This window comes from Mycobacterium fragae (genome assembly GCF_002102185.1).
Lineage (GTDB): Bacteria > Actinomycetota > Actinomycetes > Mycobacteriales > Mycobacteriaceae > Mycobacterium > Mycobacterium fragae.
Genome location: NZ_LQOW01000034.1, coordinates 50,913 through 75,842, shown reverse-complemented (window position 1 = coordinate 75,842; position 24,930 = coordinate 50,913). Strand labels below are relative to the sequence as shown.

General features: G+C 65.9%; 1 pseudogene. It reads right to left on the bottom strand.

Features of this window, described 5'->3' with window-relative positions:
• Positions 1-27 precede the first annotated feature (27 nt).
• Positions 28-24,930, bottom strand: a pseudogene (locus AWC06_RS22470) (non-ribosomal peptide synthase/polyketide synthase); the annotation flags it as partial.

Here is a 24,930-nt window from a genome sequence, read left to right as displayed (position 1 = left end):
GGGAACTTCTTCCACCGAGCTGGCATGTCTGCCCAACTGCTGGCTCAGGCTTCTAACGGAGGGCGCGTCGAATAAGGCAGGCACCGCAAGGTGGATATCAAGGGCTGTGTTGATCGCGGCGATTGCCCGCATCGCGGAAAGCGAATCCCCGCCCAGATCAAAAAACGACTCATCGACCCCGACGCGGTCTACCCGGAGTACCTGGGCGTAGATGTCGGCCAGGATCTGCTCGACCACGGTAGCCGGGGGACGATAACCGCCACCTGTGTCCTGGTATTCGGGTGCGGATACCGGCGTGGTTGCCGGCTGGGTCAATGCCGCCCGATCACGCCACCGGTCCAGGCGGACGTGCTGGTCCTCGTCGAGCAGGTCCATCGACGAGAGCCGCCGGGTGGGGTCGGCAGTCATGGCCACCAGCACCCGCTGCAACCGCTCGATCAGCGTGTCGACGGTTTCTGCATCGAAAACATCGGTGCGGAATTGGACGCGAAGTTCCAATTCGCGGCCTGGCGCGGCTTGGATCGTCAGCGGGTAATGGTAGTAGTCGCGGCTGGTGAACCCGGTGATGGCCAACTCGTGGTCGCCCGACAACGCGGCGGTGTCGATCGGGTAGTTCTCGTACACGAAAACGGTGTCGAACAGCTGGTCGTGACCGGTGATGTGGTGAATCTCGTTTAGCGCCAGGTGCTGATGGTCGAGTGTGTGGGTCTGGGCCTCTCGCAGCTGGTCGAGCAGATCGGCGGTGGTGGTTGCCGGCGTGATCGTGGCGCGCACCGGCACCGTGTTGATCAATAGGCCCACCATCGAGTCCGCGCCGGACACCTCGGCCGGTCGCCCCGAGACGACGGCGCCGAAGGCGACATCATGCTGACCGGTCAGCCAGCACAACAGCTGCGCGAACACGCCCTGCAGCACGGTGTTGACGGTGGTGTGATGCGAGCGCGCCAGCTCGCTAACCGCGCGGGTGGTCCGCTCCGGCACCCAATACGATCGAAGGCTTCGCGGCCCAAGCCCCAACCGATCCGGCGAACCCACCAATGTGGGGGTGTCAAAACCGGCCAGCACCTCGCGCCAGGCCGCGCGCGCGGCCTCAAGATCTTGATCCGCCAGCCAGGTCAAAAACCTGCGGTACGACCGGGCCGCGCCCAGCCGCTGCCCGTAATAGCTGGCGAATATTTCCCGCAGCAGGATCGGCGTCGACCATCCATCGACCACGATGTGGTGATTAGTCAGCACAAACCGGTGCCGATCTTCTGCAGTGCGGATCAACACCGCCCGAAACGCCGGGCGGTCGGCCAGATCGTAGACCGCGGCGCGCTCGTCAGCACACACCCGCTGGACCTGCTCGTCGGGGTCGGCGCCGTCGGTGTCCAGCTCGACATACCGCCAGGGCGCGACGGGATCAGCCGGGATGATCTGCACCGGCTCGTCGAACCGATGGCAGAAGCGGGCCACCAGGTTGGGATGACGGTTGACCACCGCGTGCACCGCATCACGCAGCCGGTGCCGATCAAGCCGGCCCGCGATGGTGATATCGAACTGCACCGCATACACATCATCGCTACCCGGCGCGGCGGCATGAAACAGCAACCCCTGCTGCAAAGGAGTCAACGGCAAAATATCGGCGACCTCATATCGCCCGCACAGCTCGTCGATCTGCTGCTGCCCTAACCGGGCCGGCGCAATATCCGACGGCGTCAACCCACCCCCGCCGGCGCGCACATGCGCGCAGATACCGGCCAGGGCCTCAAACCACAGCTGGCCAAGTCGGCTGACCTGCGCGCGATCCAGAGCCGAGGGCGCCCACATCCAGTCGGCGTGCAACTGCGGGCCGGCGTCAGTGTCCACGGTGAGCGCATTGAGCTCCACAGTGTGCGCCAGCGCCATGGGGATAGTCGCGGCAGCGCCGACAAACGACGCGCCGTCCTCGCTGATCCGCCACCCCTCATCAGATACCTCGCCCGTCGTGCCGCCCAGCCGGCCCAAATAATTGAACCCGATCCGCGGATCGGATGCGGCCAGCTCGACATCGGAGTTCAAGTAGCGCAGCAAACCGTAGCTCAGGCCATCCGGCAGGGCCCGAAGCTGCTCTTTGGCGTCCTTGATCAGCACCCCCAGCGCCGTCTCACCGCCGGCCACCTGCGCCCAGGACAGCCCACCGACGGTCAATGACACCGGGTATTTGGTGGTAAACCACCCCACTGTGCGCGACAGGTCCACGTCGGCGCCCAGCTCCTCCTGGCGTCCGTGGGCCTCCACGTCGATACCGACCGGCGCTTCGCCAGTCCCCAAAAACTGCGCACACGCCAATCCGAACGCGATCAACAAAATGTCGTGCACCCCGGCATGGAACGCCGCCGGCACCTCGCCGAGCAGCATGCGGGTGGTCTGCACATCCAGCGACACCGACAGGCGCCCGGCCGTGGCGAAGGTGTCCACCGCGGGCTGCACCGCCGGCAGCGCGGCCGGGACCGCCGCCAGCTGCCGCCACACCTCCGCCAGCTTCACGACTTCCGGGGCGCGGGCGTGCTCGGCGAGCAACTTCGCCCACCGGGCAAACGATGTCCCAGTCGCCGGTAGTGTCACGTGCTGCCCGCCGTGATGCTGGGCCCAGCCAATGTTGAAGTCCTCCAACAGGATCCGCCACGATACCCCGTCGATGGCCAAGTGATGAACGATCAACACCAACTGACTCGTGGGGGCCACCCACAGCGCGCTCAGCATCATCCCGACGGCCGGGTTCAACCGCGACCGCGCTCGTGTCAGCGCCTCATCGGATAACACGTCTACTGCTTGCAGGCACTCGCGAGCATCCACCGATCCGGCCTCGGGCACCGTCAACGACCATCCCCCCGCGCCGTCGTCGACGCGTGCCCGCAACATGGCATGCCGATCCAGCACGGCCTGCAACAGCACCACCACATCGGCCTCGCCCACCCCTGCGGGGGCCTGCACCACCATGGTCTGGTTGAACTGCTCAACCGGGCCCTCCAGGCCCTGCAGCCAACACATGATCGGGGTCGCGACCACCGGCCCGACACCGGCATCGCTCGGGCCATCCGCAACGCCAGTCGCGACAACCAGTTGCACATGCGGGCCACCGAGGGGCAACGCCAAGTCAATGTCGGCCACGGCCCCCCGGGCAGCCCTGGCCACCCGGGCCAGCCCGGCAACGGTCTGCTCAACGAAAATATCGCGCGGCCGACACACCAGGCCGGCGGCGCGGGCGCGCGCCACCACCTGCATCGACAAAATGCTGTCCCCACCCAGCTCGAAAAACGACTCGTCGATCCCGACCCGCTCCAGCCCCAGCACCTGGGCGTAGATGTCGGCCAGGATCTCCTGGGTGTGGGTGGCCGGGGCGCGGTAACGATCGACCTCCTGATACTCCGGTGCCGGCAGGGCGCGGGTGTCGAGTTTGCCGTTGGGTGTCAGCGGCAGCGCCTCCATCACCACCACGACCGCTGGCACCATGTAGGCCGGGAGCCGCTCAGCCAGCGCGGCGCGTATCTCGGTCGGCTCGGCGGTCCCGGTGACATAACCCACCAGGCGCTTATCCCCGGGCCGGTCCTCGCGGGCGATCACCACCGCCTGCTCCACCCCGTCCAAACCACTTATTACGGCCCGAATTTCACCGAGTTCGATGCGATACCCGCGGATCTTGACCTGCTCATCGGCGCGGCCCAGATACTGCAGCTGTCCCTCGGCGTTCCAGCGCACTAAGTCGCCGGTTCGATACATGCGTGCTCCGGACGCCCCCGCTCCGCCGAACGGACACGCCACAAACCGCGATCCCGTCAGGCCCGCCCGCCCGACATACCCATACGCCAACCCGGCACCGGCGACATACAACTCACCGACCACACCGGCCGGCACCGGACACAGCGACGCGTCCAGCACAAAAAAGCCCAGATGGGCCAGCGGTCCCCCGATCGGGCTGGCATTGCTGTCGACGTCGCCGTGCACGATCTCGCGGAACGAGGCATGCACCGTCGTCTCGGTGATGCCGTACATGTTGATCATCCGGGGCAATCCCGGGTGGTTGTCCAGCCACGCCCGAAGACGTTGGGGCTCAAGCGCTTCCCCGCCGAACACCACCGTCTCAAGCTTGAGCTGGTGTCCGCACTCGGGCTGCAGCGCATCGACGGTTTGCAGCGCATAAAACCCCGAGGGGGTCTGGCTTAAGACACTGACTTGCTCCGCGACCAGCAAGGCGTGGAGGTCTTCCGGTTCGCGGACCACCGAATCGGGCACCACCACCAGCCGCCCGCCGTGCAACAGGGCACCGAAGATCTCCCACACCGAGTAGTCGAAGGCCAGTGAATGACACTGCGTCCACACCTGCCCGGGCGAAAGCTCCAGGTCACCGTCGAGCGTTTCCAGCAGCCGGGTCACGTTGTGGTGGGCGACCGCCACGCCTTTGGGGGCACCGGTAGTGCCCGAGGTGTAGATGATGTAGGCGATGTCATCGGGGGCCGCTGCCAGTAGCGGTGTACTGGGATAAGTGTCAAGGTGGGGGTCTTCGGCGTCGATGACCGGTAGATCACGCCCACCCAGCCGGTCGGCCAGCCGGGTCGTGGTAATCGCGGCGATCGGCGCGGCATCGGCGAGCATGAACTCTATCCGGGCCGCCGGCACCGCCGGGTCGATCGGCAGATACGCCGCCCCGGTCTTGAGCACCGCCAATATCGCCGCGACCGCCTCGGCCGACCGGGTAAGCAGGAGCGCCACACGCTGCCCCGGGCTCACACCCTGGTCGGCCAACAGATGAGCCATCCGGTTAGCGGCATCATCGAGCTCGCGGTAGGTCCACGAACGCCGCCCGCACACTACGGCCACCGCCTCCGGGGCACGGGCCACTTGCGCGGCGAACAACGCCGGAATCGACACCGACGCCGTCACTGGCTGGGTCAATACCGCGCGGTTGCCCCACCCGTCTAGCCGTATGTGCTCACCGGCGTCGAGCACATCCATCGACGAGAGCCGCTGTGTCGGGTCGGCGGTGACGGCCACCAACAGCCGCTGCAACCGCTCGATCAGCGCCTCGATGGTTTCTTTGTCGAAAATGTCGGTGCGGAATTCCACCCCCCCGCCAATGCCGGCGGGCTCACCGGCCTCGCTCCAGCGTTCCCTGAGTGAAAACAGCAGATCCACCCGGGCGGTGCGGGTGTCCACCGGCATCTCCGTGACCTGCAGATCCCCCAACGTCAGCCCGCCGACGGGGTTGCTGTCCTGCCCGGCGAAGTTCTGCCAGGCCAACAACACTTGGACCAGCGGGTGATGGGTCAGGCTTCGGGTCGGGTTGAGCCGCTCCACCAGCACCTCGAAGGGGACGTCTTGGTGCTCGTAGGCGGCCAGGCTGCGCGCCCGCACCTGGGCCAGCAGCTCGGCAACAGTGGGGTCCCCGGCCAGATCCACGCGTAGCACCAAGGTGTTGACGAAAAACCCCACCAGCTCGTCCAGCGCGGGATCACCGCGCCCGGCGATCGGGAAGCCCACCGCAACATCACTGCTGGCGCTCATCTTTGATAGCAGTACGGCCAGGGCGGCCTGGAGCACCATGAAACTGGTCGCGTTGTGCTCGCGGGCCACCATCGCAACCCGCTGCTGCAGTTCGGCAGGCCAGTCCACTGCCACGCTGGCGCCGCGATAATCGGCCACCGGCGGATAGGGCCGATCGGTGGGCAGCTGAAGGCGCTCGGGCACCCCGGCCAGCGCATCCTCCCAGTAGGCCAGCTGCCTGGCGATGGGGCTCTCGCTGTCCTCGAGATCACCCAACTGGGCGCGCTGCCACAGCGTGTAATCGACATACTGCACCGCTAAACCAGCCCAATCGGGGGCCCGCCCCGCGCACCGGCTGGCATAGGCCACCCCCAGGTCCCGCAGTAGCGGGCCGATCGACCAGCCGTCGGCGGCGATATGGTGCATCACCGCCGCTAGCACGTACTCATCGTCGCTGACGCGGAAAAGCCGTGCGCGCAAGGGGATCTCGGACGTCAGGTCAAAACTGTAGCGCGCGGCTGCGTTAATGGCCTCAGCCAGCAGATCTTCCGACCAGCCGGTGGCGTCAATGACGTCCCAACCGAAGTCGACCCGCTCGGGCGTCACCACCAGCTGGTGGGGTATCCCATCGACCGCCGGGAACAGCGTGCGCAGGCTCTCCTGGCGGCCCACCACATCGGCCAGCGCTGCATCCAACGCGTCGGCATCAAGGCGCCCGCGCAACCGCAACCCCACCGGCATGTTGTAGACGGGTGAGGGCCCGTGCAACTGGTCGATAAACCACAGCCGGCTCTGGGCAAACGACAACGGAACCACCGCGGGCCGCTCAACCGGCATCAGCGGCTCACGCGCACCCCCATCGACACCGATACGGGGCGCCAATTGGGCAACGGTGGGCGCCTCGAATAAGGCGCGTACCGGAAGGCCGGCATCGAGGCCGGTGTTGACCGCGGCGATCAGGCGCATTGCCGACAGTGAATCTCCACCCAGGTCGAAAAATGAGTCGTCGACGCCGACGCGGTCTATACCGAGTATCTGGGCGTAGATGTCGGCCAGGATTTCCTCGACCGGGTTGGCCGGGGCGCGGTAACGATCGAAATCCCGATACTCCGGTGCCGGCAGGGCCCGTTTGTCGACTTTGCCGTTGACTGTCAACGGCAGCGCCTCCAACGCGACGACGGCGGCCGGAACCATGTATTCGGGGAGTCGCTCTGCCAGCGCGGAGCGCAGCGAAGCCGCGTCTGCTGTCCCGGCGACATAGCCCACCAAGCGCTTATCGCCGGGGCGGTCCTCCCGGGCGATGACCACCGCCTGATCCACCCCATCCAAACCATTTAGTACGGCCTGAATTTCACCGAGTTCGATGCGATACCCCCGGATTTTGACCTGCTCATCGGCACGCCCCACATACCGCAGCTGCCCATCAGCACGCCAACACACCAGATCGCCGGTGCGATACATACGTGTTCCGGGGCCCCCCGCCTCGGCGAACGGACACGCCACAAACCGCGACGCCGTCAACGGACCCCGGCGCACATACCCATATCCCAGGCCCGCGCCGGCCACGTACAACTCACCGACCACCCCGGCCGGCACCGGGCGCAGCCACCCATCGAGCACGAAGAAGCCCAGATGCGCCAACGGCACCCCAATCGGGCTGTCGGTGGCATCGGTGTCACCGGCGAGGATCTCCCGAAACGAGGCATGCACCGTCGTCTCGGTGATGCCGTACATGTTGACCAGGCGCGGTAATCCAGGGTGGTTGTCCCACCACGTCTCAAGACGCTGAGGCTCCAGCGCTTCCCCGCCAAACACCACCGTCTGCAGCTTGAGCTCATCCTCCGACTGAGGTGACGCCGATGAGGGCAAGCCCAGCCAGCGGGTCACCGAATGTTCAAACGCCGTCGACGTTGTTTGCCAGCAGTGTTGCGCATCGACGGTCTGCAGCGCATAAAACGCCGACGGGGTCTGGCTCAATACGCTGACTTGTTCCGTGATCAGTAAGGCGCGCAACTCTTCCGGTGAGCGGACCACTTCCTCGGGCACCATCACCAGCCGCCCGCCGTACAAAAGCGCACCGAAGATCTCCCACACCGAGTAGTCGAAGGCCACCGAATGACTCTGCGTCCACACCTGTCCCGCCAACTGCAGGCCGGCGTCCAGGGTCTCCAGCAGCCGGGTCACGTTGCGGTGGGGGATAGCCACGCCTTTTGGCACACCGGTGGTGCCCGAGGTGTAAATCAGGTAGGCGATCTCATCCGCCGCCGGTGCCGGCAAGCCCGTGCTGGGTTGGGTGTCAATCCGGGGGTCGTCGACATCGATCACCAGCAGATCGCACCCGTCGAGCCGGTCGGCCAGCTCGGTGGTGGTGATCGCGGCGATCGGCGCGGCATCACCGAGCATGAACTGCACCCGCGCGTCGGGATGCATCGGATCGATCGGCAGGTAGGCCGCCCCGGTCTTGAGCACCGCCAAAATCGCCACGACCACCTCAGCCGAACGCGGCAACAGCAGCGCCACACACTGCCCCGAGCCCGCACCATGAGCACGCAGCAGGCGCGCCAACCGGTTCGCCGCCTCCTCCAGCTCACGGTAGGTCATCGAGCGGCCCTCGCAGCTGATCGCCACCGCCTCGGGTGTGCGCGCCGTCTGCGCCGCAAACACCATCGGAATCGACACCGCGGACGATGCGGGCTGGGTCAACACCGCCCGGTTACCCCACCCATCCAGGCGGGCGTGCTCAGCCTCATCCAGCACATCCACCGACGAGAGCCGCCGTGCTGGATCGGCGGTCATCATCGTCAACACCCGCTGCAACCGCTCGAACAGCGCCTGGATGCTGCCCGCGTCAAACACGTCGGTGCGAAATTCCACGACCCCGCCAATCCCGGCGGGATCACCGGCATCGGTCCAGTTTTCCCCCAGGTGAATCGCCAGATCCGTGCGGGCGGTATGGGTGTCCAGTGGCAGCTGCGTGACCTGCACATCACCCAAGGTCAGCCCGGCGAGGGGACCCCTATGCTGCCAGGAGAAGTTCTGCCAGGCCAACACCACCTGAACCAACGGATGATGGGTCAGAGATCGAGTCGGGTTGAGCCGCTCCACCAGCATCTCAAAGGGCACGTCTTGATGTTCATAGGCGGCCAGGCTGCGCTGGCGCACCTGGGCCAGCAGCTCGCCAACGGTGGGATCGCCGGCCACCTCGACCCGCAGCACCAACGTATTGATGAAAAACCCCACCAGCTCATCCAGTGCGGGATCACCGCGCCCGGCGACTGTGATTCCCACCGCCACATCACTGCTGGCGCTGATCTTGGACAACAGCACTGCCAAGGCAGCCTGAACCACCATGAAGGTGGTCGCGTTGTGCTCACGGGCGACCCGCGCAACCTGCTGCTGCAGTTCGGCAGGCCAGTCGACCGCCACGCTGGCGCCGCGATAATCAGCAACCCGCGGATAGGGGCGATCGGTGGGAAGCTGCAGGTGCTCGGGCATCCCGGCCAGCGCTTGCTCCCAGTAGGTCAGCTGGGCGGCGAGCGGACTGTCAGCATCGTCGAGATCACCCAGCTGCGCGCGCTGCCACAGCGTGTAATCGACATACTGCACCGGCAGCGGCGACCAGCTGGGGGCGTGCCCCGCGCACCGGCTGGCATAGGCCACACCCAGATCACCCACCAGAGGGCCCACCGACCAGCCGTCGGCGGCGATATGGTGCATCACCGCCACCAGCACATGCTCATCGTCAGCGATGCGGAAAAGCCTTGCCCGCAACGGAATCTCGGTCGACAGATCAAATTCGTGACGCGCCGCGGTGTCGATGGCCTCACTCAGCCGGCTGTCCGGCCAGCCGGCGGCATCAATGATCTGCCAACCAAAATCGATCCGCTCAGCAGGCACCACCAGCTGCCGCGGTATCCCCTCGGGCGCTGCAAACACCGTCCGCAGGCTCTCATGGCGGCCCACCACATCGGCCAGCGCCGCACCCAGCGCCTGGGCATCAAGGCGCCCGCGCAGCCGCAACGCCACCGCCATGTTGTAGACCGCTGAGGGCCCCCGCAACTGATCCAGGAACCACAACCGGTTCTGGGCAAACGACAACGGAACCACCGGGGGTCGCTCCACCGCGACCAACGGTTGGAGCCGACCCGCCTGCTCGCCGACACGCGGCGCCAACTGGGCGATCGATGGCGCCTCGAACACGGCGCGCACCGCAACTCCGGCATCCAGGGCGGTGTTGACCGCGGCGACCAAGCGCATCGCCGAAATGCTGTCGCCACCGAGATCAAAGAACGAGTCATCCACCCCGACCCGCTTGATACCCAGCACCTGCGCGTAGATGCCGGCCAGAATGTCCTCAATCTCGTTGGACGGGGCGCGGTAACGCTCGAGGCCGGTGTATTCCGGTGCCGGTAGGGCGCGGGTATCCAGTTTGCCGTTGGGGGTCAACGGCAGCGCCTCCACCACCACCACCGCGGCCGGGACCATATAGGCGGGCAACCGCTCAGCCAACTCGGAGCGCGCCCCGGCCGGGTCGACAGTCCCGGTGACATAACCCACCAGGCGTTTGTCGCCGGGACGATCCTCGCGGGCGATCACCGCTGCCTGGTCCACTCCGTCCAAACCACTCAGGGCTGCTTGGACTTCACCGAGCTCGATGCGATGCCCGCGAATCTTGACCTGCTCATCGGCACGCCCCACATACCGCAGCTGCCCATCGGCACCCCACCACACCAAATCCCCGGTGCGATACATACGCGTTCCCGGCGCTCCCGCGCCGGCGAATGGACACGCCACAAACCGCGATCCGGTCAGCTCCGCCCGGCCCACATACCCACATGCCACGCCGTGGCCGGCCACATACAACTCGCCGACCACCCCGGCCGGCACCGGACGCAACCACCCGTCGAGCACAAACAACGCCGCCCCCGCCACGGGCGAACCGATCGGCGGCACCCCCGAGCCCGCCCGCAGCGGCGCACTCAGCATCACCGCCATCGTCGTCTCGGTCGGACCGTAGGCATTGAGCATCACCCGCCCGGGCGCCCACCGATCCACCAGCTCGGCCGGGCAGGCCTCACCGGCCACGATCAACGGCACCGACTCCAAACCCTCCGCCGGCAACACCGCCACCGCCGACGGGGTCTGGACGAGAACGCTGACCTGTTCAGCCACCAGCAAGGCGTGGAGGTCTTCAGGCGAACGTGTCACCGAGTCGGGCACCACGACCATTCGCCGCCCGTGCAACAACGCATCCCAGATCTCCCAGACCGACGTGTCGAACCCATAGGAATGACACTGCGTCCACACCCCCGCCGCCGGCAGATATGCATCTGGTCCATTCCCGGGGGCCAGGAGCTGCGTGACGTTGTGGTGAGTGACCGCCACCCCCTTAGGCACCCCGGTGGTGCCCGAGGTGTAAATGATGTAAGCGATGTCCCCGGCGGCCGGTGCCGGCAAGCCCGTACACGGATAGTCGGGGATGCGTGGATCGTCGACATCGATGACTAGCAGGTCACGCCCGTCCAGGCCCTCGGCTAGCCCGGTAGTGGTGATCGCAGCCGCCGGCGCGGCGTCGTCGAGCATGAACCCAATGCGAGCCGACGGCGTCACCGGGTCGATCGGCAGATAGGCCGCCCCAGTCTTCAAAACCGCCAGGATCGCTACGACGGCCTGAGCTGAACGCTCCAACAGCAGCGCCACACGCTCACCCGGACCAACACCATGTCCTGCCAACACGTGCGCCAACCGGTTCGCGGCCTCCTCAACCTCGCGGTAAGTCCGCGAGTCCTCCCCGCAGCTGATCGCCACCGCATCCGGTGTGCGCGCCACCTGCGCGGCGAACAACACCGGAATCGACGCCGACGGCGGTGCGGGCTGGGTCAACACCGCCCGGTTGCCCCACCCCTCCAACTGGGCGCGCTCACCGGCGTCGAGCAGATCCATCGACGACAGGCGCCGTGTGGGCTCGGCGGTCATGGCCACCAACACCCGCTGGAACCGCTTGATGAGAGCCTCGATGCTTTGCGCGTCGAACACATCGGTGTCGTATCCGACGCGAAGGCGCAGTTCGTTACCCGGCTGGGCCGCCAGCGTCAGCGGGTAGTGGGTGGACTCGCGGCTGCTCACACCGGTGATGGCCAACTCGTGCTCGCCTGACAATGCCGCGGTGTCGATCGGGTAGTTCTCGTAGACGAATACGGCGTCGAACAATTGGTCATGACCGGTGACGCGGTGAATCTCGTTGAGCGCCAAGTGCTGATGCTCGAATGTGTCGTTGTGGGCGCCCTGCAACTGATCAAGCAAGTCAGCGATCGTGGTTGCCGCCGTCAGGCGGGCCCGCACGGGCACCGTATTGATCAACAGCCCCACCATCGAGTCCGCGCCGGGCACCTCGGCCGGCCGCCCCGAAACCACAGCGCCGAAGGCGACATCATGCTGGCCGGTCAACCAGCACAACAACTGTGCCCAGGCCGCCTGCAACACGGTGCTCACGGTGGTGTGTTGCGAGCGCGCCAACTCACCAACGGCCCGTGTCGTCTGCTCGGGCACCTCAACCGATGCCAGGCCTCGCCGCCCCAGCCCCAACCGATCCGGCGGCCCCACCAAGGTCGGGGTGTCAAAACCGTCAAACACCTCACGCCACGCCGCGCGGGCGGCATCAAGGTCACGATCGGCCAGCCAGCTAACAAAGCTGCGATACGGCGCGGGCGCCGGCAGCCGCTGCCCGTAATAGCCGGCGAATATCTCCCCCAGCAGGATCGGCAGTGACCAGCCATCGAGCACGATGTGATGATTGGTCAGCACAAACCGATGCCGATCCTCTGCGATCCGGATCAACGCCGCCCTAAACGCCGACTGGCCGGCAAGGTCGTAGACCGCGACACGTTCGGCGGCACACAACGCCTCGATCTGCTCATCAGGGTCGGCGTTGCCAGCAACGTCGACATAGCGCCACGACACAACCGGATCAGCCGGGATGACCTGCACCGGTTCGTCGAACTGTTCACAGAATCGGGCCGCCACGTTGGGATGCCGGTTGACCGCCATCTGCACCGCATCGCGCAGCCGGTGCGGGTCAAGCGGGCCGCTCACACCGATATCCAGTTGCACCGCATACACATCGTCGCCGCCGATCTGCGCGGTGGCCGCGTGAAACAGCAGCCCCTGCTGCAGCGGGGTCAACGGCAACACATCGGCAATGGGGTATTGCCGCTCCAGTTCGTCGATCTCCTGCTGGGTCAAACCCGCCGAGGCGATATCCGACGGCGTCAGCCCACCCCCACCGGCGCGCACATGCGCACAAATCCCGGCCAGCGCCTCAAACCACAACCGGCTCAGCCGACTGGCTTGGGCATGATCCAATGCCGACGGTGCCCACGACCAGTTGGCCTGCAGGCGCGGGCCGGTGTCGGTGTCGACCGTGCCGGCATTGAGCTCCACCGTGTGCGCCAACGGCATCGGTATAGCCGCGGCGGCGCCGGCAACCGATAAGCCGTCCTGGCCGATCCGCCACACATCACCAGAAACCTCGGAGGCCGCGCCCAGGCGCCCCAGATAGTTGAAGCCGATCGGCGGATCCGACCCATCCAAATCCACGTCCGGGTTCAAATACCGCAACAGACCGTAGGTCAACGGATCTGGCAGAGCGCGCAGCTGCTCTTTGCCGTCCTTGATCAGCGCCCCAAGTCCGGCTTCGCCGGCGATCACCTGCGTCCAGCGCAGCCCACCGACCGCCAATGCCACCGGGTATTTGGTGGTAAACCACCCCACCGTGCGCGACAGGTCCACATCGGCGGCCAACTCCTCGTGGCGCCCATGGCCCTCGACATCGATGCCGATCGGGGCGCAGCCGTTGCCCAAAAACTCCGCCACCGCCAACCCGAAGGCGATCAACAAAATGTCTTGCACGCCAGCGTGAAACGCCGCCGACACGTCCTCGAGCAGCATCCGGGTGGTCTCGACATCCAGCGACGCCGACAAACGCCCGGCGCTCGCGTAGGTATCGACCTCTGGGCGCACCGTGGGCAGCGCATCCGAGGCCGCCGCCACCTGCTTCCAGGCGTCCGCCCGATCTACGACGTCGGGGCGTTGCGCATGCTCTGCCAGTAGCGCCGCCCAGCGGGTAAACGACGTCCCCCAAGTCGGCAATACCACCGGCTGCCCCGCGCGGTGTTGGCCCCAGGCGGTGTTGAGGTCATCGAGCACAATCCGCCACGACACCGCGTCGACGGTCAAATGGTGAACGATCAGCACCAACTGAGCCGTGGAGCCCACCCACAGGGCGCTGAGCATCACCCCAGCCGCCGGATCCAATCGCGATCGCGCCTCCACCAACGCCGCATCGGATAACACGTCCAGCGATTGCAGGCAAGCGCGGGCATCGACCGACCCCGCCTGTGGCACCGTCAACGACCAGCCGCCCGCGCCGTCGTCCTCGACACGGAGCCGCAGCATGGCGTGCCGATCCAGCAACGCTTGCAACAGCACCGCCACATCAGCCTCGGTCACCCCCACCGGAGCCTGCACCACGACCGCCTGGTTGAACTGATCAACCGGCCCCTCAACGTCGTGCAGCCAGCGCATGATCGGGGTCGCGACGACCGGCCCGACACCCTCATCGACCATGCCGGCCACGGCGTCACTCGCGCCGGCCACCAGGGCTAGCCGGGCGACGGTCTGTTCCACGAAAACATCGCGCGGCCGACACACCAGCCCGGCGGCACGAGCCCGTGCCACCACCTGCATCGATGAAATGCTGTCGCCGCCAAGCTCGAAGAAAGAATCGTCGACGCCGACCCGCTCCAGGTCGAGCACCTGGGCGTAGATGCCGGCCAGGATCTCCTCGACCGGGTTGGACGGGGCGCGGTACCGCTCGACGCCGGTGTACTCCGGTGCCGGTAGGGCGCGGGTATCGAGTTTGCCGTTAGGCGTCAGCGGCAGCGCATCGATCATCATGACCGCGGCCGGCACCATGTAGTCCGGCAACCGCTCGGCAAGCTGGGTGCGGATACCGACCGGATCGGCGGTGCCGGTGACATAACCCACCACGCGCTTGTCGCCGGGGCGATCCTCGCGGGCGATCACCACCGCGTGCTCCACCCCATCCAAACCACTCAATGCCGCCTGGACTTCACCGAGCTCGATGCGATACCCGCGGATCTTGACCTGCTCATCGGCACGCCCCACATACCGCAGCTGCCCATCAGCACCCCAGCACACCAAATCCCCGGTGCGATACATCCGTGTCCCCGGCCCACCGAGGGGGCAGGCCACAAACCGCGACGCAGTCAACGGACCCCGGCCCACATACCCACACGCCACACCGCGACCGGCCACATACAACTCGCCGACTACCCCCACGGGCACCGGACGCAACCAGCCATCGAGCACGAACAACGCCGCACCGGGCACCGGCGAGCCGATCGGCGGCACCCCCGACCCCGCTGTCAGTGAGGCACTGATCGCCACACACATCGTGGTCTCCGTCGGACCGTAGGCGTTGACCATCACCCGCCCGGGCGCCCATCGGTCCACCACCTCGGCAGGGCACGCCTCAGCGACCACCACCAACGCCACCGCATCCAACCCCTCCGGCGGCAACATCCTCACCGCCGACGGGGTTTGGGTCAATACGCTGACCCGTTCACCAATCAGCAAGGCGTGCAAGTCCTCCGGTGAGCGCGCCACGTCGTCGGGCACCACCACCATGCGCCCGCCCCGCAACAGCGCACCGAAGATCTCCCACACCGAGACGTCAAACGCCAAGGAGTGACTAAGCGTCCACACCCCTGCCGGCGGCAGACCCGCATCCAACGACTCCAACAGCTGGGTCACGTTGTGGTGGGTGATGGCCACGCCTTTGGGCGCCCCAGTGGTGCCCGAGGTGTAAATGAGGTAAGCGATATCGTCCGGTCCAGGCGCCGGTAGTGCGGCGCTGGGTTGGCTGTCAATCCGGGGATCGTCGATGTCGACGACCACAAGGTCGTCGCCATCAAGCCGCGCCCCCAGCTCCGTGGTCGTCAGCGCGACGATCGGCGCGGCATCGGCAACCATGAACTCCATCCGGGCCGCCGGCACCGCCAGATCGATCGGCAAATAGGCCGCCCCGGTTTTGAGCACTGCCAAAATCGCCGCGACCGCCTCGGCCGAACGCTCCAGCAGCAGCACCACACACTGTCCCGGGCCCGCTCCATGGCCAACCAGCAAGTGCGCCAACCGATTAGATGCCTCATCGAGTTCGCGATAGGTCGTTGAACGGCCTTCGAAGCTGATCGCCACCGCCTCCGGGTTGCGCTCGACTTGCGCGGCGAACAACGCAGGAATTGACACCGGTGTCGCGGGCTGGGTCAACACCACGCGGTTAGCGACCTCATCTAGGCGGGCGTGCTCACCCTCGTCGAGCAAGTCGATCGAGGACAGCCGCCGGGCCGGATCGACGGTCATCGCCACCATTACCCGCTGCAACCGCTCGATCAGCGTGTCGACGGTTTCTGCATCGAAAACATCGGTGCCGAACTCCAGCCGGAGCTCCAGTTCATCCCCGGGGACGGCTTGGATCGTCAGCGGGTAGTGGGTGGATTCGCGGGCAGTGAACCCGGTGATGGCCAACTCGTGCTCGCCCGACAATGCCGCGGTGTCGATCGGGTAGTTCTCGTAGACGAAAACAGTGTCGAACAATTGGTCCTGACCGGTGATGCGGTGAATCTCGTTGAGCGCCAAGTGCTGATGCTCGAATGTGTCGTTGTGGGCGCTCTGCAACTGATCAAGCAGATCGGCGGTGCTGGTTGCTGCCGTAATGTTCGCTCGCACCGGCACTGTATTGATCAACAGCCCCACCATCGAGTCCGCGCCGGCCAGCTCGGCCGGCCGCCCCGAAACCACAGCGCCGAAGGCGACATCATGCTGGCCGGTCAACCAGCACAACAACTGTGCCCAGGCCGCCTGCAACACAGTGCTCACGGTGGTGTGTTGCGAGCGCGCCAACTCTCCAACGGCCCGTGTCGTCTGCTCGGGCACCCGAACCGATGCCAGGCCTCGCCGCCCCAGCCCCAACCGATCCGGCGGCCCCACCAAGGTCGGGGTGTCAAAACCGTCAAACACCTCACGCCACGCCGCGCGGGCGGCATCAAGGTCACGATCGGCCAGCCAGCTAACAAAGCTGCGATACGGCGCGGGCGCCGGCAGCCGCTGCCCGTAATAGCCGGCGAATATCTCCCCCAGGAGAATCGGCAGTGACCAGCCGTCGAGGACAACGTGATGACTGGTCAGCACAAATCGGTGCCGATCGACTGCGGTGCGGATCAACGCCGTCCGAAACGCCGGCTGGTCGGCGAGGTCGTAGACCGCGGCACGTTCCACCGCACACAACCGCTGGATCGGCTCATCGCGGTCGCCGTCGCCATCAAGCTCGACATAGCGCCACGGCACGACCGGATCGGCCGGGATGACCTGCACGGAATCGTCGAACTGTTCACAGAATCGGGCAGCCAGGTTGGGATGCCGGTTGACGACGGTGTGCACGGCATCGCGCAGCCGGTGCGGGTCAAGCGGGCCGCTCACATCGATATCCAGTTGCACCGCATACACATCGTCGCCGCCGACCTGTGCCGTGCCCGCGTGAAACAGCAGCCCCTGCTGCAGCGGGGTCAACGGCAGCACATCAGCGATCTCATATTGCCGCTGCAGCTCGTCGATCTCCTGCTGGCTCAAACGCGCCGGCGCGATGTCGGACGGTGTCAACCCGCCCCCACCGGCGCGCACGTGCGCGCAGATGCCGGCGAGGGCCTCAAACCACAACCGGCCCAGCTGGCTGACTTGGGCGTGATCCAATGCCGAGGGTGCCCACAACCAGTTGGCGTGCAGCTGCGGACCGGCATCGGCGTCGATGGTGCCGGCGTTGAGCTCCAGCGTGTGCGCCAAGGGCATCTGTATTGCTGCCGCTGCGCCGGCAATCGACAAGCCGTCCTGGCCGATCCGCCAGACATCACCGGCCGTCTCGCCCGCCGCCGCGCCCAGGCGCCCCAGATAGTTGAACCCGATCGGCTGATCCGACCCGTCCAAATCCACGTCCGGGTTCAAATAGCGCAACAAACCGTAGCTCAACGGATCCGGCAGGGCGCGCAGCTGTTCTTTGCCGTGCTTGATCACCGCACCGAGCGACGCCTCACCGGACACTACCTGTGTCCATTCCAGCCCGCCGACGGTCAACGCCACCGGGTATTTGGTCGTGAACCATCCCACGGTGCGCGACAGGTCCACATCGGCGGCCAACTCGTCGTGGCGCCCATGCCCCTCCACGTCGAAACCGATTGGCGCGCAACCGTTCCCCACAAACTCCGCGACCGCCAACCCGAAGGCGATCAACAAAATGTCTTGCACCCCAGCGTGAAACGCCGTCGGCACCTCACCAAGCAGCATCCGGGTGGTCTCGACATCCAGCCCCACCGACAGGTGTCCGGCCGTGGCGAACGTATCCACCGCAGGCTGAACTGCCGGCAACATCGCAGGGGTCGCGGCCACCTGCCGCCACGTCTTCGCCTGATCTACCACCGCCGCGGCGTGGGCGTGCTCGGCCAGCAGCGATGCCCACCGGGCAAACGAGGTGCCGGCTGCCGGCAGGGCTATCGGCTCCCCACTGTTGTGTTGAGCCCAGGCAATGTTGAGGTCCTCCAACAGGATTCGCCACGACACCCCATCGACGGACAAATGGTGAATGATCAACACCAACTGGGCCGTGGAAGGAACCCACACCGCGCTGAGCATCACCCCGGCTGCCGGGTTCAACCGCGACCGCGCCTCTATAAGTGCCTCATCGGATAACACGTCGACTGTTTGCAGGCACGCGGCGGCATCGACCAAGCCGGCCTCGGGCACCCTCAACGACCAGCCCCCCGCGCCGTCGTCGACGCGCAGCCGCAACGTGGCGTGCCGATCCAGCAACGCCTGCAACAGCACCACCACGTCGCCCTCGCTGACCGCGGCGGGGGCCTGCACCACCACGGTCTGGTTGAACTGATCGACCGGGCCCTCAATGTCGTGCAGCCAGCGCATGATCGGGGTCGCGACGACCGGCCCGATGCCCTCGTCGACAGTGCCGGCCACGCCGTCGGTCACGCTGGCCACTCGAGCCAGCCGGGCGACGGTTTGCTCGACGAAGATGTCGCGCGGCCGACAGGCGAGCCCGGCGGCACGCGCGCGTGCCACGACTCGCATCGACAAAATGCTGTCGCCACCCAGCTCGAAGAACGAGTCGTCGACCCCGATCCGCTCCAGGCCGAGGACTTCGGCGTAGATGCCGGCAAGGATCTCCTCAACGGCGTTGGCCGGGGCGCGGTACTCACCGGCGGTGTATTCGGGTGCCGGCAGTGCGCGGGTGTCGAGTTTGCCGTTGGGGGTCAGCGGCAGCGCGTCCACCACCACTACCGCCGTCGGCACCATATACGGTGGTAGCCGCTCGGCCAGCGCGTCGCGGATCTTTGCCGGGTCGGCTTTCCCGGTCACATACCCCACCAGGCGCTTGTCGCCGGGGCGGTCCTCGCGGGCGATCACCACCGCCTGGTCCACCCCATCCAAACCGCTTAATGCCGCCTGGATTTCACCGAGCTCGATGCGATACCCGCGGATCTTGACCTGCTCATCAGCGCGCCCCAGATACCGCAACTGCCCATCAGCACCCCAACACACCAAATCTCCGGTGCGATACATCCGTGTCCCTGGCCCGCCGAACGGGCACGCCGCAAATCGCGACGCCGTCAAAGGACCCCGGCCCACATACCCGTAGGCCAGCCCTGCGCCGGCCACATACAACTCACCGACCACACCGGTCGGCACCGGACGCAACCAGCCGTCCAGCACGAAAAAGCCCAGATGCGCCAACGGCACCCCGATCGGGCTGGCCGTGCCATCCACATCGGCTTCGACGATCTCGCGCAACGAGGCATGCACCGTCGTCTCGGTGATGCCATACATATTGATCAGCTGCGGTGACCCCGGATGGTTACCAAGCCACGTCCGAAGGCGCTGGGGCTCAAGGGCTTCCCCGCCGAACACCACCGTCTCCAGCTTGAGCTGACGTCCCTGCTCGGGCTGCAGGGCATCGGCGGTTTGCAGCGCATAAAACGCCGACGGGGTCTGGCTTAAGACGTTGACCTGCTCGCCGACCAGCACGCCGTGCAGGTCCTCCGACGAGCGCACCACCGCATCGGGCACCACCACCAGTCGCCCACCACCGAGCAGCGCACCGAAGATCTCCCACACCGAAAAATCGAACGCCAGCGAATGGCACTGCGACCACACCGCCGCACGCGGCACCTCGGCGTTCAACGCCTCCAGCAGCCGCGTCACATTGCCGTGGGCGACCGCCACCCCCTTTGGCACCCCCGTGGTGCCCGAGGTGTAGATGAGGTAGGCGATATCCTCTGGCGACGGCGCCGCCAGTGCGGTGCCAGGCTGGCCGCCAATGGCGGGGTCATCGATATCGATGACTTGCAGATCAAACCCGTCCAGCCGCGACCGCAGACCCGCGGTGGTGATCGCCGAGATCGGCGCGGCGTCACCAACCATGAATCCGATCCGCGCATCGGGATGCCCCGGATCCATCGGCAAATACGCCGCCCCCGTCTTGAGCACCCCCAAGATCGCCACTACCGCCTCGGCAGAGCGCTCCAACAGCAACGCCACCCGCTGCCCCGGGCCCGCACTATGCCCAACCAGCAAGTGCGCCAACCGATTAGCCGTCTCGTCAATCTCGCGATAGGTCCACGAACGCTGCCCGCAGCTGATCGCCACCGCATCCGGTGTGCGGGCCACCTGCTCGGCGAACAGCACCGGAATCGACCTCGCCGGCCGCGCCGGCGCGGTCAACACCGCCCGATTACCCCACCCATCCAGGCGGGCCTGCTCACCGGCATCCAACACATCGATGGACGACAACCGCCGCGTCGAGTCGGCGGTCATCGCCACCAACAGCCGCTCCAACCGCCCGACCAGCGTCCGGATGCTGTCCGCGTCGAACACATCGGTGCGGAACTCCACCTCCCCGCCAATCCCGGCCGGCTTGCCCGTTTCGCTCCACCTTTCGGACAGGAAAAACGTCAGGTCCATGCGGGCAGTGCGGGTGTCCACCGGCAGCCACGTGATCTGCAGATCACCCAACCCCAGACTGGCGGCTGGATTGGTCCCCTCCCAGGGGAAGTTCTGCCACGCCAACGCCACCTGCACCAGCGGGTGATGGGCCAACGATCGGGCGGGGTTGAGCCGCTCCACCAGCACCTCAAAGGGCACATCCTGATGCTCGAATGCGTCGAGGCCGCGCCGCCGCACCTGGGCCAACAGTTCGGCGACACGGGGATCACCCGCGAGATCGACCCGCAATACCAAGGTGTTGACGAAAAACCCCACCAGCTCATCCAGCGCGGGATCGCGGCGCCCGGCGATCGGGAACGCCATCGCCACATCGCTGCTGGCGCTGAGCTTCGACAACAGCGCCGCTAAGGCGGCCTGAACCACCATGAAACTGGTCGCGTTGTGCTCACGCGCCAGCCGAATAACCCGCTGCTGCAACTCGGCTGGCCACTCGACCGCAACTCGGGCGCCGCGATAATCAGACACCGCCGGATAGGGCCGATCGGTGGGAAGCACTAGCCGCTCGGGCATCCCCGCCAGGGCCTGCTCCCAGTAGGCCAGCTGCCCGGCGATGGGGCTCTCGCTGTCGTCGAGATCACCAAACCGCGCACGCTGCCACAGCGTGTAGTCCACATACTGCACCGGCAACGGAGCCCAGCCGGGGGCTTGCCCCGCACACCGAAGGGCATAAGCCACACTCAGATCGCGCACCCACGGAGCGATCGACCAACCGTCGGCGGCGATATGGTGCACCACCGCCACCAGCGCGTGCTCCTCATCAGCGATGCGGAAAAGCCATGCCCGCACCGGGATCTCGGTGGCTATATCAAACGCGTAGCGTGCTGCTGCGTTAACGGCCTCATCCAGCTGGCTTGCCGACCAGCCAGCGGCATCAATGACCTGCCAGCGCACGTCTGCCCGCTCGGCAGGCACCACCACCTGCTGGGGAATCCCGTCGGGGGCGGCGAACAAAGTCCGCAGGCTCTCATGACGGGCCACCACGTCTGCCAGCGCCGCGCCCAAGGCATCGGCGTCAAGGCGCCCACACACCCGCAACCCCGCCACCATGTTGTAAACCGGTGAAGGCCCCTCCAACTGGTCCAGGAACCACAACCGTTGCTGAGCAAACGACAACGGAACCACCGCCGGCCGCTCAACCGCCACCAACGGCTCAAGTCGACCGGCATCCGTTCCGATACGCGACGCCAACTGGGCAACCGTGGGCGCTTCAAACACGGCCCGAACCGAAAGCCCCGCATCCAGACCAGTATTGACGGCACCGATCAGGCGCATCGCCGAGAGGGAATCCCCGCCCAGCTCGAAAAACGACTCATCGACGCCGACACGCTCGACACCTAAAACCTGAGCGTAGATGCCGGCCAGGATCTCCTCGACCGCACTGGTCGGAGCGCGATACCGATCGACATCGGCGTATTCCGGTGCCGGCAAGCCGCGTTTGTCGAGTTTGCCGTTGACCGTCAACGGGAGCACGTCCAGCACTACCACTGCCGTCGGCACCATATACGCCGGCAACCGCTCGGCCAGCGCGATACGTGTCTCGGCCGGGTCGGCGGTTCCGGTGACATAACCCACCAGGCGCTTGTCGCCGGGGCGATCCTCGCGGGCAATCACCACCGCCTGATCCACCCCGTCGCAGCCGGCCAGCGCTGCACGCACCTCACCCAGTTCGATTCGATACCCGCGGATCTTGACCTGCTCATCAGCGCGCCCCAGATACCGCAGCTGCCCATCGGCGCCCCAACTGACCACGTCCCCAGTGCGATACATACGTGTTCCGGCGCCCCCCGCCTCGGCGAACGGGCAGGCCACAAACCGCGACCCGGTCAAACCAGACCGTCGCCAATACCCGCACCCAACCTGGGTACCGGCCACATACAGCTCCCCGACCACACCGGCCGGCACGGGACGTAACCACGCGTCGAGCACAAAAAAGCCAAGATGCGCCAACGGCACACCAATGGGGCTGGCGTTGCTGTCGACATCACCGTCGACGATCTCCCGGAATGAGGCATGCACCGTCGTCTCGGTGGTGCCATACATGTTGATCAGCCGCGGTAATCCCGGATGGCTGTCCAGCCAGGGCCGAAGACGCTGCGGTTCCAGCGCTTCACCGGCAAACACCACCGTCTCAACCTTCAGCTGCCGTCCCAGCTCCGGTGCTAGCGCATCGGCGGTTTGCAGCGCGTAAAACGCCGAGGGGGTCTGACTTAAGACACTGACCTGTTCAGCAACCAGCAAGGCATGGAAGTCCTCCGGCGAGCGAGCCACCTCTTCGGGCACCACCACCAGCCGGCCCCCACCCAATAGTGCACCCCAGATCTCCCACACCGAGACGTCAAAGGCCAACGAATGCCACTGCGTCCACACCCCCGCGCGCTCCAGCTCGTCGTCTACCGATGCCAGCAGCTCGGTCACGTTGCGGTGGGTAATGGCGACCCCCTTGGGCACACCGGTGGTGCCCGAGGTGTAGATCAGGTACGCAATCTCCTCCGGCGACGGCGGCGTCAGTGCGGTGCTGGGCTGGCCGTCAATGGCGGGGTCGTCGATATCGATGACCGGCAGGTCGTACCCATCCAACCGATCGGCCAACTCCGTTGTGGTAATTGCGAGGATCGGCGCGGCATCGTCGAGCATGAACCCGATCCGCGCGTCGGGATGCGCCGGGTCGATCGGCACATACGCCGCCCCCGTCTTCAGCACCGCCAAAATCGCGACGATGGCCTGAGGCGAACGCGCCAACAGCAACGCCACCCGCTGCCCGGGCCCAACACCCTGCTCAACCAGCAAGTGCGCCAACCGATTAGCCGCCTGGTGCAGCTCGCAGTAAGTCCTCGAATGCTCACCGCAAGTCAGCGCCACCGCCTCCGGCATGCGCGCAACCTGCGCGTCGAACAACACCGGAATCGACATCGTCGACGGTGGCGGCGCTGTCAATGCAGCCCGATTACCCCACCTATGCAGGCCAGCCTGCTCAGCCTCATCCAGCAGATCTATCGACGAGAGTGCTCGTGTCGGATCGGCGGTCATTGCCCTCAACACCTGCTGCAACCGTCCCGCTAAGTCGGAAACGTCAAAATCCGATAGCGGCTGCCCAGCACCGACCGTGCTCAAAGAGAGCTGGCCATCCGCGCTCAGGAAATACAATCCAAAGTGGTCCACCCGGCCAAAACCGGTAACCACCCCCGATGCCGCCGCACCGGCGAATGGCAGAAGAGTTATCGATGGGACGAAATTGACAGCCACTCTGTGGGGCGCCCGGCTCGGGCCGACCAAGTGAGCTTTGCGCTCTAGACCGTGCACCGGAAACCGCTGATGCTGTAGTGCCTCGTGTATCCGCGTGTCAACGTGCTCACACAAAGCGGCGACAGTGGCTCCCGGCGAAACCGTCAAAACCAGCGGAACAACCCCGGAAACCATCCCGGGAAACGTCGCCGATTCACCATTTGTTCGCCTGCTGACCGGAAAGTTAAGCACCACCTCCGAGCCTTCGGCGCACCACCCACGCACCAACAGCGCGCACGCCGCGGTGATCACCGATGACCGGCGCATGTTCAATGCGTCGGACAACTCATGGACTCGATCAACGACCGAAGCATCCAATCGAACGGATTCAGAAACCGAGCACGAATCGTGCCGATCCGCCGATTGCGGCGGGCCATAATATGGCGCGCTATCCGGCGGAAGATTCCCACGCCAATACGCTAAATCCTCAGAGTAATCCTCCGAGGCTTCGTATTCTGTTTCGCAGCGAACCATATCTTGCAGCGAGCCGAAAAAGCCAGGAGGCAGGGGCGTACCAGAGACCAGAGCAGAATAAACTGCGGCAACCCGATTCGCAAAAAGCACAATGCCGAATCCGTCGGTGATTAGGTGATGAAGACATAAGAACCAGTAGGATTCGTCTGGCCGTGTCCGGAATAACGCAAATTTGAACAGCGGGCCACTGGGCGGCATTGGCGTGCGCCGGATCAATTCGGCTAGCCGGTGGGCCTCCTGCGCGGGATTCGGCAAGTGCTTGAGATCGTAGAACGGAAGCTCGACGTCCGGGTCGTCGATCGGCCGCTGGAAAACCTGGCCATCAACTTCGAAAAACGCGGCTCTGACTGGCTCGGCCTCCGCCACCACGTGCCGGATCGCCTGTTCAAGCACATCAGGTTCTACGGCCCCCCCGATTACAACGAATGCGACGATGTGCCACTCCGCATCGAAGCTTTCCGATTCCTGGGCCAGCCAGATGTCGAGCTGCTCCCGCGTCAGCGGAAGCGCCCGGTCATTAAGTTCCAT